The 13,518-nt window shown below is 66.8% G+C and carries 11 protein-coding genes, 2 rRNA genes and 1 riboswitch; of the genes, 1 reads left to right on the forward strand and 12 read right to left on the reverse strand.

The window, feature by feature from the left end; all coding sequences use genetic code 11:
* Positions 1-22: 22 nt before the first annotated feature.
* Positions 23-118: riboswitch (glycine riboswitch) on the reverse strand.
* A gap of 113 nt (positions 119-231) precedes the next feature.
* Positions 232-603 (forward strand): PRC-barrel domain-containing protein, encoded by a 372-nt coding sequence (locus QC282_RS03990; RefSeq protein WP_279547760.1) that lies wholly within the window; start codon positions 232-234, stop codon positions 601-603.
* Between the two features lie 22 nt (positions 604-625).
* On the opposite strand, the gene QC282_RS03995 is transcribed toward QC282_RS03990, so the two are convergent.
* The 12 genes from QC282_RS03995 to QC282_RS04050 all read right to left on the reverse strand — a co-directional run.
* The gene (locus QC282_RS03995; RefSeq protein ID WP_279547761.1) at positions 626-2,014 is read right to left on the reverse strand and encodes a DNA polymerase IV; all 1,389 of its coding nucleotides are present in this window, start codon (positions 2,012-2,014) and stop codon (positions 626-628) included.
* A 55-nt stretch (positions 2,015-2,069) separates the two neighbouring features.
* Entirely contained in the window at positions 2,070-2,753 is a 684-nt protein-coding gene (locus QC282_RS04000) for a MerR family transcriptional regulator (protein WP_279547762.1), read from the reverse strand.
* Between the two features lie 199 nt (positions 2,754-2,952).
* Positions 2,953-3,426, reverse strand: coding sequence for a bifunctional nuclease family protein (locus QC282_RS04005; protein ID WP_004934251.1), 474 nt, complete (start codon positions 3,424-3,426; stop codon positions 2,953-2,955).
* Positions 3,427-3,505: 79 nt separating this feature from the next.
* Positions 3,506-4,249: a MerR family transcriptional regulator gene (locus QC282_RS04010; protein WP_279547763.1), complete on the reverse strand. Its 744-nt coding sequence runs from the start codon at positions 4,247-4,249 to the stop codon at positions 3,506-3,508.
* A 42-nt stretch (positions 4,250-4,291) separates the two neighbouring features.
* A complete protein-coding gene (locus QC282_RS04015; RefSeq protein WP_279547764.1) occupies positions 4,292-5,182 on the reverse strand; it encodes an FHA domain-containing protein in 891 nt (296 codons plus the stop codon).
* 130 nt (positions 5,183-5,312) lie between these two features.
* Complete coding sequence (locus tag QC282_RS04020) at positions 5,313-6,158, reverse strand: DUF881 domain-containing protein (protein ID WP_279547765.1); 846 nt, start codon at positions 6,156-6,158, stop codon at positions 5,313-5,315.
* 5 nt (positions 6,159-6,163) lie between these two features.
* A complete protein-coding gene (locus tag QC282_RS04025) occupies positions 6,164-6,496 on the reverse strand; it encodes a small basic family protein (RefSeq protein ID WP_009343209.1) in 333 nt (110 codons plus the stop codon).
* Positions 6,493-7,395, reverse strand: coding sequence for a DUF881 domain-containing protein (locus tag QC282_RS04030; protein ID WP_279547766.1), 903 nt, complete (start codon positions 7,393-7,395; stop codon positions 6,493-6,495). Before QC282_RS04030 ends, QC282_RS04025 begins: the two co-directional genes overlap by 4 nt.
* Positions 7,396-7,493: 98 nt before the next feature.
* Positions 7,494-9,989, reverse strand: a complete 2,496-nt coding sequence (locus QC282_RS04035; protein ID WP_279547767.1) for a mannose-1-phosphate guanyltransferase — start codon at positions 9,987-9,989, stop codon at positions 7,494-7,496.
* A gap of 115 nt (positions 9,990-10,104) precedes the next feature.
* Complete coding sequence (locus QC282_RS04040; protein ID WP_279547768.1) at positions 10,105-10,713, reverse strand: CDP-alcohol phosphatidyltransferase family protein; 609 nt, start codon at positions 10,711-10,713, stop codon at positions 10,105-10,107.
* A 108-nt stretch (positions 10,714-10,821) separates the two neighbouring features.
* Positions 10,822-10,938: ribosomal RNA gene (gene rrf / locus QC282_RS04045) — 5S ribosomal RNA — on the reverse strand.
* 91 nt (positions 10,939-11,029) lie between these two features.
* A 23S ribosomal RNA gene (locus QC282_RS04050) occupies positions 11,030-13,518 on the reverse strand; the annotation flags it as partial.

The raw sequence follows: 13,518 nt of genomic DNA on the forward strand, positions 1-13,518 counted from the left end.
CCGCCCTGCTTTCCAGAGTGACCTCGTCCGTGCGGTACGTGGGCCTGAGAGATTCCGGGGAGGATTTGCTCCTTCGGCGCCTCCGGTGGAGTTCGGAGGACTCTCCCGCACGGGGTCAGCAGCCGTTGCCAGCCTACCAGCGAGGTCAACGGACGGGCCTTCGAGTGGCCGCTGACCCGAATGTGCTCTTTTGTAGTGCTTACGGAGGAGTTGCGACCAAGTGGAGGGCCCGTGCAGACCGACATCGATCCGCGCAACCTGATCGGCCGCAAGGCGTTCGACCGCAACGGCACCAAGATCGGCACGGTGGACGAGATCTACCTCGACGACGCGACCGGTGAACCCGAGTGGGCGGCGATACGCACGGGCCTGTTCGGCAGAGACGCCTTCGTCCCCCTGGAGCCCAGCGAGCTGGTCGAGGGCACCCTGCGCGTGCCCTTCGACCGGGCGCTGATCAGGGACGCCCCGGACTTCGGCGTCGGCCGCCACCTGTCACCCGAGCAGGAACTCCAGCTCTACCACCACTACGGTCTCGACGCGGCCGCCCCTCCGCCGGTCCCGGACCGCGACTTCGGCAAGCTGGCCGGCACCGACGACAGCTGAGCGGCCCTGACCGGGCCCCGTCTCAGCCTGTCGCCCCGGTGTCGCCACCGGCCCTGGTGCCCCCGTCGGCGTCGCCGGGTCTTCGCGCGACCAGCGGCAGCGGCTCGGCCGGCTCCAGAGCGGGATCGTCCGTCCGGAAGGTGCGCACCCGCCCGGGCCCGGAGCAGGGCGTCTCGAACCGCACGGTGACCCGCCCGAGACCGCTGCCCTGCACCCACCCGTGCCCGTATTCGGCGTGCCGTACGTCGTGCCCGGCCGGCCAGCGCCGCTCGGCCGGCAGCTGCTGCTCGGCGGGCCCGTCGTCCTCGCGCTCCTCGTCGAGTTCCTCGGCGTGCTCGCCCGCCGTCTGCGCGAACAGGTCCTCCTGCGTGTAGTCGGCGAGGCCGCTGACCCCGACCCCGAGCAGCCTGACGCCGCCCGTGGTGTCCACGGACTCCAGCAGCCGGGCAGCCGCCTCCCGCACCACGGCGGGATCGTCGGTGGGCCCGCGCAACGTCTCGGAGCGGGTCAGCGTCGAGAAGTCGTACCGCCGCACCTTCAGCACGATCGTCCGCCCCGACAGCCCGGCCCCGCGCAGCCTGCGCACGCACCGGTCGGCCAGCCGCTGCACCTCCAGGCCGACCCGCGTCCGGTCGTGGATGTCGACGTCGTAGGTGTCCTCGACCGACACGGACTTGGTCTCCCGCTCGGCCACCACCGGCCGCTCGTCGTGCGCCAGGGCCATCGCGTGGAGCGCGTGCCCGTGGGCCTTGCCGAGCAGCCGTACGAGCTCGTCCTCGCCCGCCTCGGCGAGCTCGTCCACCGTGTGGATGCCGGCGCGCCGCAGATGGTCGCCGGTCGCCGGCCCGACACCCGGCAGCGTCCGTACCGACAGGGGCGCGAGCAGGGCACGCTCGGTGCCCGGCTCGATCAGCACGAGACCGTCGGGTTTGGCCTGCTCGGAGGCGATCTTCGCGAGCATCTTGGAGGCGGCCAGCCCCACCGACCCGGTGAGACCGGTGACGGCCCGGATGTCCGCCCGCAGCCGGGTGCCGACCAGGCGCGCCGACTGCTCGTCCCAGGCCGCTCCCCCGGCCTCCAGGTCCACGAACGCCTCGTCCAGGCTGAGCGGCTCCACCAGCGGCGACAGGGCCCGCAGCAGCTCCATGACCTGCTCGCTGATCGTCCGGTAGAACCCGAAGCGCGGCACGAGATACGCGGCGTTCGGCGCGAGCCGCCGGGCCTGCGCCATGGGCATCGCCGAGTGGACTCCGAAGACCCGCGCCTCGTAGGAGCAGGTGGCGACCACTCCGCGCGGGCCGAGCCCGCCCACGATCACGGCCTTCCCGCGCAGGCTCGGCTTGGACGCCTGCTCCACCGAGGCGAAGAAGGCATCCATGTCGAGGTGCAGGATCGTGGGCGCGGCTCTCACACGTCCGATGCTGCCCTACGCCACTGACAACACCCCGCTCAGCGGGGCGCGCGTCTCACACGGCCCGGTTGCGCCGCCGGGCCAGCTCGTCCGCCGGGTTGTGCCCGACGAGTGTCTCCCCGGTGTCGACGCGCTCCCCGTGCAGCTGCGACAGCGCGCTCTCCACGTCCCGCCACACCACGCCGACGGCGATGCCGAAGACGCCCTGACCGCCCTGGAGCAGGGCGTGCACCTCGTCGGGCGAGGTGCACTCGTACACGGTGGCGCCGTCGCTCATGAGCGTCATGCGCTCCAGGTCGCGAAAGCCGCGCTCCCGCAGGTGGTGGACAGTGGTGCGGATGTTCTGCAGGGAGACGCCGGTGTCCAGGAACCGCTTGACGATCTTCAGGACGACGACGTCCCGGAAGCTGTACAGCCGTTGGGTTCCCGACCCGTGGGCGGGCCGGACGCTCGGCTCGACCAGGCCGGTACGGGCCCAGTAGTCGAGCTGCCGGTACGTGATGCCGGCAGCCGCGCATGCCGTCGGGCCCCGGTAGCCGATCTGCTCGGACGTCATGGACGTCGCCCCTCCGCTGCTCGGCACGGCCGTCGGTCGCTGCGGAGCGTGCTCGGCGGCGTTGCTGTGATGGGGATACCCCCTGCTCGCGAGAAGCCGAGAGCTCGGGGGAGGGTACGGACCGCCGGCCCCGGGACCGCGTCCGGGGGCGCCCCCAACCGTACCGTCGCCGCTGCTTCTCACGCCGACCTCCGTCCTTGAACTGCCTTCTCGACGGTAGGCAGTCACCAGGGGTGCGTCAACGATCGCCACACTCGGCACGCCGAGTGATAATCACCCTAAGAGTGGTTTCCCGTGTCCCACCGCGGGGAAAGGCTAGCCGAATGCGCTCAGAACGAGGCGCAGGACGCCCTCCCCGGCCACCGGCACATGCCACGCCACCTCACTGGTTGCTGGTGCCGAAGTCCTCCGGAGAGATCTGGTCGAGGAACTCGCGGAACTTCTCCACCTCGTCCTCCTGCTCGTCCGGGATCGCGATGCCCGCGTCGTCCAGCACCGTGTCACTGCCGTAGATCGGCGTCCCGGTGCGCAGCGCCAGCGCTATGGCGTCGGACGGACGTGCACTGACCTCGACGCCGCTGGCGAACACCAGCTCCGCGTAGAAGACGCCCTCGCGCAGATCCGTGATGCGTACTTCGGTGAGCTCCTGGCCGACGGCTTCCAGCACGTCCTTGAACAGGTCGTGGGTCAGCGGCCGGGCGGGAGCCATGCCCTGCTGGGCGAAGGCGATCGCCGTCGCCTCTCCCGGACCGATCCAGATGGGGAGGTAACGGTCGCCTCCCACTTCACGCAGCAGCACGATCGGTTGGTTGGAGGGCATCTCGACCCGGACACCTACGACATCGAGCTCGTTCACACAGCAACCCTAGGCCGTGCCCGGGATGTTTGGGTAGTCGGGCCGGGAACGGTTGGCCGATCCGGGGCCCGTCGCGCACTCAGGGCAGCCGCACTCCGAGCGCCGTCTGCACCAGCGCGGAATGCAGCCGCACCGTCAGCCCCGCCAGCTCCTTCGCCCGGGCCTCGGCATGCGCTCTGGTCTGCGGATTGCGGTGCCGTCTGAGCGGCGCGACCACCTGGTCCACCAGCCCGGCCTCCCGGTCGGCGGCGGCCTTCATCGCCCGCAGATGGCGCGGCTCGATCCCGAACCGCCCGAGCTCCACGACCAGCGCGGCGACGGTCACCGACTCCGCGTCGTACGCCCCGTCCGCCAGCGGTGTCACGAGCCCGTACGACTCCCACTCCGCCAGCTCCTGCTCGCCGACCCCGGCGGCGGCGAGCAGCTCCTCCCGCCCGATACGGGCCGTGGTGGGCGCGTGGCCCGCGAAGGGCTCCGGCTCGGCCTCGCCCTCACGCTGGCGCCCCACGGCCGGCAGCTCCACGGCCTCACCGCGCTCCATGGCGTCCAGGTGCTCACGGATCACCTTGAGCGGCAGATAGTGGTCCCGCTGCATCCTCAGGACATGCCCGAGGCGCTCGACGTCACCGGCGCTGAACTTGCGGTACCCCGAAGGCGTCCGCCGCGGTTCGACGAGCCCTTCCGACTCCAGGAAACGGATCTTGGAGATCGTCACTTCGGGAAACTCGTCACGCAGCACGTTCAGCACCGTGCCGATGCTCATCAGCCCACTGTCCGCGGCGGCGGCGCCGTGCCCGGCGCCACCGCTCCGTGTTTGACGCATGGACCTTCCCTGGGGGTCCCCCGGACCGGGGTCCGGGGCGGGTCAGTAGCCCCGCTGGCTCGCGTAGAACACCAGCCGGTACTTGCCGATCTGCACCTCGTCACCGTTCGACAGAGCGACCTGGTCGATCCGCTCGCGGTTGACGTACGTGCCGTTCAGACTGCCGACGTCCGCGACCGTGAACGAGCCGTCCGGACCGCGGCGGAACTCCACATGGCGACGGGAGACCGTGACGTCGTCCAGGAAGATGTCGCTCTGCGGGTGACGGCCGGCCGTGGTCAGGTCGCTGTCCAGCAGGAAGCGGCTGCCCGAGTTCGGACCGCGGCGCACCACCAGCAGGGCGGAACCCTGCGGCAGCGCGTCGACGGCCGCCTGGGCCTCGGGGGAGAGCGCCGGCATGGCCGTCTGGCCGGTGGCCTCGGAGTCGTAGGCCTCAAGACCGGAGATGGAGATCGTGGACGTGGTCTCCGACGAACGCTCCGGAGCCGCCCCGGGCCGCAGCGGGGCGCCGCAGTTGGAGCAGAAGCGGCTGTTCTCCGCGTTGCGGTTACCGCACCTCGTACACACCAGGGCCGACATGGACGGATCCTCCTGCCGCGGCTGCCCCTGGGGGGCATGGGACGCGTACGGGTCTCCGGAAAACTCTCCACCCGTACTTGAGGTTGACGGTTGTCCGAAACCTATGCCGCCGGACTGCGCAGGGTCAACAGACGGCGCGCCCTGACCACCGGAAAGGCCACCGCCCGGACCAGCCACCTGGTCCCGGAACAGCGGACGCTGCCCTTCCGCGTCAGGCTGTGCGCGATGACGAGCGGTGGCGTTCTCGCCGCCCTCTCGCGCGCTCTTGCCGAACAACTTCGCAAACAACTTCACGGGCGATTCCCCTTGACCGAAACAGACCCGCCCGTGGGGCAGGACGAACCCTGATTGCATACACCGGCCGACCCGGACACCTTCACAACGTCCGTATCCACCAAACAGTTTCCACCACGCACCACCCGTTCGGTGCGCCGACCCCCCGCAACCTCATGCCCCCACCGGACGGTCGCCATGCACCCCCGGTTCACTGGGAGGACGACCGAGCGTAGTCAGGCCGCTTCGCCGCTCGCAAGGCGTCCACGACGATCTTGCTGGACCGCTCGACCGTCACGGTGGCCTGTTCCTTCTCCAGTGTCTGCACCACGCCTCCAGGGATGTTGAGCGCCGGTTCGAGGTCCTGCGGCTTGCCGATGACCTTGAAACGATACGGCGCGTTGATCTTGTTCCCGTCGACGCTCACTCCGTTCCCGGAATCCGTCAGAAAAGTCCCGGCCACCACACGCACGTCGTTCACCTGGATCGCCTCGGCACCGGCCGCGCGCAGCTCCTGGACCGCGTCGAGCAGCATGTTCGCCTCGACCATCCCCTTCGTGTCCTCGATGGTCATCGTGATCCCGGGGCCCTGCGCGGCCACCGTGCCCGCGAGCACACCGAGTTGCCGTTCCTTCTCGATCGTCTGCCGACGGGCCTCCTCGGCCTGGTCGGAGCTGTTCTCCAGCTCGTCGCGCTGCTTCTCGAGTCCCTGCTTCTCGTCCTCAAGACGCTGTGTTCGGTCGTCGAGTTCATCGAGGATGCGCACAAGATCCGCCTGGCGTGCGCCGCGCAGCGCGCCGTCGCCCTCGCTGTTCGAAGCCACCTGCACCGCCAGACCGAAGCCGAGGCCGAACAGCAGCAGGGCAACGATGAGTTGCGCCCGGGAGGCGCGCGGCGGCCACAGGCTGCCGACCAGCCGCTGCCGCCCGGTCAGCGCGGGCTTTCCCCCGGCGCTCTCCCCGGGCGTGTCCGCGCCCTGGGGCCCGCCGGCCGCGGGCACCTCCTGCGGAAGTTCCTTGCGGAGCCTGTTCTCGTTCGTCTCGTCCTTGTCGCTCATCGGCCTCACGCCCGGAAGACGTGCCGGCGGATCGCCGCGGCGTTGGAGAAGATCCGGATGCCGAGGACGACCACGACACCCGTGGACAGCTGGGCGCCCACGCCCAACTTGTCGCCCAGGAACACGATCAGCGCGGCCACGACCACGTTCGACAGGAACGACACCACGAAGACCTTGTCGTCGAAGATGCCGTCGAGCATGGCCCGCAGACCGCCGAAGACGGCGTCGAGCGCCGCGACGACAGCGATCGGCAGATAAGGCTCGACGACCGCCGGAACCTCGGGCCGGACCAACAGTCCGGCCACGACTCCCAGGACGAGGCCCAGTACGGCGATCACGATGTGCCCTTCCCAGTTATCGGCTGTGCTGTACGTACGATCACTCTCGGTGCGGCCGGCAGCCGGAGGTCGTCCTCCACGGAGATGGCGGTCCGGATGCCGTAGTTCTCCTGCAGGGCGTGCAGGTACAACCCGTCGGCGCTGTCCTGGAACCGCGTGCTGAGCCGCTTGCCGTCCCCCACCGCGAGCACCGTGTACGGCGGCACCAGCGGCCGGTTGTCGACCAGTATGGCGTCACCCGCCGCCCTGATCGCCGACAGTGCCGTGAGCCGCTGCCCGTTGATGGAGACGGCCTCCGCACCGGACTCCCACAGCCCGTTGACCACGCGCTGCATGTCCCGGTCGCGCACCCGGCCGGTGTCGGAGAAGCCGGTCGTGTTCCGCGGGTCGCCGTCACCGCCCGCGGAGGTGTCCTTCGCGTCGTTCACGACGAGTTTCACGCCGGGGCCGTGCACCGCGACGGCGCCCGACAGGATGCCGACCAGCTCGGACTGGTCGCCGCCGCTGTTGCGCAACGCCTCGCGCTGGCGCGCACCGACCTCGTCGCGCAGCTCGTCGATGTTCTCCTCGAGCTTGTCGGCCGTCGCCGTCTCCCGGTCGATGCGGTCGATCAGCTCCTCGCGCTCCTTCGCCGCCGCGGGCGCCGCCACGCGCGCCTGCGCGGCTCCCACGGTCACGACGAGCGCCGCGAGCACCAGGCCCGCCGCGAGCCCGAGCTTCGCCCTCAGGGTCTTCGGCATGCCTGCGTCGCCGGCGGCCTTCTTCCGCGCCGCGGCCTCGGCGTATCCGTCGTCGAGGCTGTGGTCCATGACGTTGGTGAGCAACGACATGGACGCGTCCGGGCGCGGGGGCCGCGTGGGGGTGCTCCGAACGGGGGGTTGCTGCGGCATGCCGCACATCGTCGCACGCGTCGGCCACTACCTCCGAACGGCCCCACCGGCGTGCCGGACAGGCCCCCTTGGGGACGCTTGTCCGGCACGCACACGTGCAGGTTGTTTTACCGCCCCGCGCTGTCCACGACGGCCGACCACTCGTCGAGCAGAGCCTGCGCGGAGGCGTCGTCGGGGCCCTCGGCCCACAGGTGCGTGACCGCCTCCGCCGGGTCCGGCAGCACCATGACCCAGCGCCCGTCGGTCTCCACGACGCGCACACCGTCCGTGGTGTCCACGAACCGCTCCCCGGCCGCCTCGACGACCCGGCGCATCACCAGGCCCTTGACGGCCCACGGAGTCGCCAGGTCCCGCTTCAGGACGTGCGCCCGCGGGATACGCGCGTCGATCTGGCTGAGCGTGAGCTGCGTCCTGGCCACCAGGCCGATGAGCCGTACGAAGGCCGCCGTGCCGTCGTAGACGCCGCTGAACTCGGGGACGATGAAGCCGCCCTTGCCGTCACCGCCGAAGATGGTCCCTTCCTCGCGTCCGACGCGCGTGAGGTCGTCGGGCGAGGTCGTGGTCCACTCGACCTGCGTGCCGTGGTACGCGGCCACCTGTTCCGCGATCCTGGTCGTGGTCACGGGCAGGGCCACCCGGCCGCTGCGCCGCTCGGCGGCGATCAGATCCAGCATCACCAGCAGGGCCCGGTCGTCCTCGATGATCCGGCCCTTCTCGTCCACGAGCGACAGCCGCTCGCCGACCGGGTCGAACCGCACGCCGAAGGCCGCGCGGGAGGACGCCACTATCTCGCCGAGCCGCACGAGCCCCGACCGGCGCATGTCGGCCGACTCGGTGGGCCTGGCCTCGTCGAGACCCGGGTTGATCGTCAGCGAGTCCACGCCCAGCTTGCCGAGGAGGCTGGGCAGCACGAGCCCGGCACTGCCGTTGGACGCGTCCACGACGACCTTCAGCCCGGACTCCGCGATCCCGCTGGTGTCCACGTTCCGCAGCAGCGACCCGGTGTACGAGTCGAAGACACTCGCCGGGAAGTGCAGATCTCCGATCTCGCCCGGGAACGCACGCCGGTACTCCTGACGCGCGAACACCCGGTCCAGCTTGCGCTGGCTGCCCTGCGACAGGTCCGCGCCCTGCCCGTCGAAGAACATGATGTCCACGGAGTCCGGCACACCGGGCGTCGTCCGGATCATGATGCCGCCGGCACTGCCCCGCGCGGTCTGCTGCCGCGCCACGGGCAGCGGTACGTTCTCCAGGTCGCGTACGTCGATGGCGCTGGCCTGCAGGGCGGAGATCACGGCGCGCTTCAGCGCACGGGCACCACGGGAGTGGTCGCGCGCGGTCGTGACCGTGGAGCCCTTCTTGAGGGTCGTCGCGTAGGCCCCGGCCAGGCGGACGGCCAGCTCCGGCGTGATCTCGACGTTCAGGATGCCGGAGACGCCCCGGGCACCGAAGAGGTGCGCCTGTCCCCTGGACTCCCAGATCACCGATGTGTTGACGAAGGCACCGGCCTCGATCGTCTTGAACGGATAGACCCGCACATTGCCCTGAACGATCGATTCTTCACCGATCAGGCACTCGTCACCGATGACCGCGCCGTCCTCGATGCGGGCCGCGCGCATGATGTCGGTGTTCTTGCCGACGACGCAGCCCCGCAGGTTGCTGTGCGGCCCGACGTACACGTTGTCGTGCACGACGGCCTTGTGGAGGAAGGCGCCGCTCTTCACGACGACGTTGGATCCGACGACGGTGTGCTCCCGGATCTCGGCGCCGGCCTCCACCTTGGCGTAGTCGCCGATGTAGAGCGGGCCGCGGAGCACCGCATCGGGATGCACCTCGGCGCCTTCCGCCACCCACACGCCGGGGGAGATCTCGAAGCCGTCGATGTCGACGTCGACCTTGCCCTCGAGAACGTCGGCCTGCGCCTTGACGTAACTCTCGTGGGTGCCGACGTCCTCCCAGTAGCCCTCGGCGACATAGCCGTAGATCGGCTTGCCTTCCTTCATCAACTGCGGGAAGACGTCACCGGACCAGTCGACGGGCACGTCGGGGTCGACGTAGTCGAAGACCTCGGGCTCCATGACGTAGATGCCGGTGTTCACCGTGTCCGAGAAGACCTGGCCCCAGGTCGGCTTCTCGAGGAAGCGCTCGACCTTGCCTTCGTCGTCCACGATGGTGATGCCGAATTCCAGCGGATTGGGAACACGCGTCAGGCAGACCGTGACGAGCGCGCCCTTTTCCTTGTGGAAATTGACGAGGTCCGTGAGGTCGAAGTCGGTCAGGGCATCGCCGGAGATGACGAGGAAGGCATCGTCCTTCAACGCCTCTTCGGCGTTCTTGACGCTTCCGGCGGTACCGAGAGGCTTCTCCTCGTTGGCATAGCTGAGCTCCATACCGAGCTCTTCACCGTCACCGAAGTAGTTCTTGACCAATGAGGCCAAGAACTGGACGGTGACGACGGTTTCATTGAGACCATGCCTTTTGAGCAGCCGCAGAACGTGCTCCATGATTGGCCGGTTTGCCACCGGCAGGAGCGGCTTGGGCATGCTTGAGGTCATGGGACGAAGGCGCGTGCCTTCGCCTCCGGCCATCACGACGGCCTTCATGTCGGAAGCGTCCTCCTCGAAGAGACGACGGTCTGGCCGACTTCACCCGTCCAAAGTGTCCCGCACTTTTCATCCGCGGGCCATCCGGCCGTAACGGCCTCACCAATGAACGGGTTCAATCGGCCACGGCGTCCGCCCGGACCAGCCGGCGGACTTGTACCACGTAGAGAACTCCTGCCCACCAATACAGGGTTGTACCCCATCCTGCGAACGCCCATCCGAAAATGGCAGCGAGTGACGCGATCCATCCACTTCCGTCACTGAGCAGCAGCAGCGGGAAGGCGTACATCAGGTTGAACGTCGCGGCCTTCCCCAAGAAGTTCACCTGCGGCGGCGGATAACCGTGCCGCCGGAGGATGCCCACCATCACCAGCAGAACGAGCTCTCGCGCCAGCAGTATGGCGGTCAGCCAGAGCGGCAGAATCTCGCGCCAGGTGAGACCGACCAATGTCGAGAGAATGTAGAGCCGGTCGGCGGCCGGATCCAGGAGTCGGCCGAGGCTGCTGATCTGGTTCCAGCGCCGTGCGAGCTTGCCGTCCAGGTAGTCACTGATCCCGCTCAGCATGAGCACCAGAAGCGCCCAGCCGTCACTCTTCGGACCGCCGAACTCGGGCCTGAGGATCAGCCACAGGAAGAGCGGTACGCCGACGAGCCTCGCCATGCTGAGGATGTTCGGGATGGTGAGCACCCGGTCTGTCTGGACGCGGGTCTCCTGGACCTCCACCCGGGGGCCTCCTGTGGGAAACGTGCCAACGATGCCCCCTGACCTTACCGCAACGCAAAAAAGCTCTGGCTCTCGGGCCAGATACCCAAGAGCCAGAGCTCAACAATTGTTCGGCGGTGTCCTACTCTCCCACAGGGTCCCCCCTGCAGTACCATCGGCGCTGTAAGGCTTAGCTTCCGGGTTCGGAATGTAACCGGGCGTTTCCCCTACGCTATGACCACCGAAACACTATGAAACAATCAACAACCGCACCACACACACAACACATGCGGGGTTGTTCGTGGTTTCAGAACCAACACAGTGGACGCGAGCAACTGAGGACAAGCCCTCGGCCTATTAGTACCGGTCAACTCCACCCATTACTGGGCTTCCATATCCGGCCTATCAACCCAGTCGTCTACTGGGAGCCTTACCCTCTCTAGGAGGTGGGAGTCCTCATCTCGAAGCAGGCTTCCCGCTTAGATGCTTTCAGCGGTTATCCCTCCCGAACGTAGCCAACCAGCCATGCCCTTGGCAGGACAACTGGCACACCAGAGGTTCGTCCGTCCCGGTCCTCTCGTACTAGGGACAGCCCTTCTCAAGACTCCTACGCGCACAGCGGATAGGGACCGAACTGTCTCACGACGTTCTAAACCCAGCTCGCGTACCGCTTTAATGGGCGAACAGCCCAACCCTTGGGACCGACTCCAGCCCCAGGATGCGACGAGCCGACATCGAGGTGCCAAACCATCCCGTCGATATGGACTCTTGGGGAAGATCAGCCTGTTATCCCCGGGGTACCTTTTATCCGTTGAGCGACGGCGCTTCCACAAGCCACCGCCGGATCACTAGTCCCGACTTTCGTCCCTGCTCGACCCGTCGGTCTCACAGTCAAGCTCCCTTGTGCACTTACACTCAACACCTGATTACCAACCAGGCTGAGGGAACCTTTGGGCGCCTCCGTTACCCTTTAGGAGGCAACCGCCCCAGTTAAACTACCCATCAGACACTGTCCCTGATCCGGATCACGGACCCAGGTTAGACATCCAGCACGACCAGACTGGTATTTCAACGACGACTCCACCTGAACTGGCGTCCAAGCTTCACAGTCTCCCAGCTATCCTACACAAGCCGAACCGAACACCAATATCAAACTGTAGTAAAGGTCCCGGGGTCTTTCCGTCCTGCTGCGCGAAACGAGCATCTTTACTCGTAGTGCAATTTCACCGGGCCTATGGTTGAGACAGTCGAGAAGTCGTTACGCCATTCGTGCAGGTCGGAACTTACCCGACAAGGAATTTCGCTACCTTAGGATGGTTATAGTTACCACCGCCGTTTACTGGCGCTTAAGTTCTCAGCTTCGCCACCCCGAAGAGTGACTAACCGGTCCCCTTAACGTTCCAGCACCGGGCAGGCGTCAGTCCGTATACATCGCCTTACGGCTTCGCACGGACCTGTGTTTTTAGTAAACAGTCGCTTCTCGCTGGTCTCTGCGGCCACCCCCAGCTCACCGTGTAAAACGGATCACCAGTGATGGCCCCCCTTCTCCCGAAGTTACGGGGGCATTTTGCCGAGTTCCTTAACCATAGTTCACCCGAACGCCTCGGTATTCTCTACCTGACCACCTGAGTCGGTTTAGGGTACGGGCCGCCATGAAACTCGCTAGAGGCTTTTCTCGACAGCATAGGATCATCCACTTCACCACAATCGGCTCGGCATCAGGTCTCAGACTACTGCCAGGCGGATTTACCTACCTGACGTCCTACACCCTTACCCCGGGACAACCACCGCCCGGGATGGACTACCTTCCTGCGTCACCCCATCACTCACCTACTAACCGCTTGGTCCGGCGGCTCCACCACTCCCCATCACTCCGAAGAGATCAAGGGCGGCTTCACGGCCTTAGCATCACGATGCTCGATGTTTGACGCTTCACAGCGGGTACCGGAATATCAACCGGTTATCCATCGACTACGCCTGTCGGCCTCGCCTTAGGTCCCGACTTACCCTGGGCAGATCAGCTTGACCCAGGAACCCTTAGTCAATCGGCGCAAACGTTTCTCACGTTTGTATCGCTACTCATGCCTGCATTCTCACTCGTGAACCGTCCACAACTCGCTTCCGCGGCTGCTTCACCCGGCACACGACGCTCCCCTACCCATCACAGCGGGCGTTGGCCCTCATGCTGCAATGACACGACTTCGGCGGTACGCTTGAGCCCCGCTACATTGTCGGCGCGGAATCACTTGACCAGTGAGCTATTACGCACTCTTTCAAGGGTGGCTGCTTCTAAGCCAACCTCCTGGTTGTCTCTGCGACTCCACATCCTTTCCCACTTAGCGTACGCTTAGGGGCCTTAGTCGATGCTCTGGGCTGTTTCCCTCTCGACCATGGAGCTTATCCCCCACAGTCTCACTGCCGCGCTCTCACTTACCGGCATTCGGAGTTTGGCTAAGGTCAGTAACCCGGTAGGGCCCATCGCCTATCCAGTGCTCTACCTCCGGCAAGAAACACACGACGCTGCACCTAAATGCATTTCGGGGAGAACCAGCTATCACGGAGTTTGATTGGCCTTTCACCCCTAACCACAGGTCATCCCCCAGGTTTTCAACCCTGGTGGGTTCGGTCCTCCACGAAGTCTTACCTCCGCTTCAACCTGCCCATGGCTAGATCACTCCGCTTCGGGTCTTGAGCGTGCTACTGAATCGCCCTGTTCGGACTCGCTTTCGCTACGGCTACCCCACCCGGGTTAACCTCGCAACACACCGCAAACTCGCAGGCTCATTCTTCAAAAGGCACGCAGTCACGAGAACAAGGCAAGCCTTG

The organism is Streptomyces sp. DH24 (assembly GCF_029813775.1).
GTDB lineage: Bacteria > Actinomycetota > Actinomycetes > Streptomycetales > Streptomycetaceae > Streptomyces.

Bases quoted from the DNA above. Each gene is read 5' to 3' on its own strand.
- QC282_RS04020 (WP_279547765.1), bottom strand. From the start codon at position 6,158: ATGAGCGACAAGGACGAGACGAACGAGAACAGGCTCCGCAAGGAACTT.
- QC282_RS04015 (WP_279547764.1), bottom strand. From the start codon at position 5,182: ATGCAATCAGGGTTCGTCCTGCCCCACGGGCGGGTCTGTTTCGGTCAA.
- QC282_RS04010 (WP_279547763.1), bottom strand. From the start codon at position 4,249: ATGCGTCAAACACGGAGCGGTGGCGCCGGGCACGGCGCCGCCGCCGCG.
- QC282_RS04035 (WP_279547767.1), bottom strand. From the start codon at position 9,989: ATGAAGGCCGTCGTGATGGCCGGAGGCGAAGGCACGCGCCTTCGTCCC.
- QC282_RS04030 (WP_279547766.1), bottom strand. From the start codon at position 7,395: ATGTGCGGCATGCCGCAGCAACCCCCCGTTCGGAGCACCCCCACGCGG.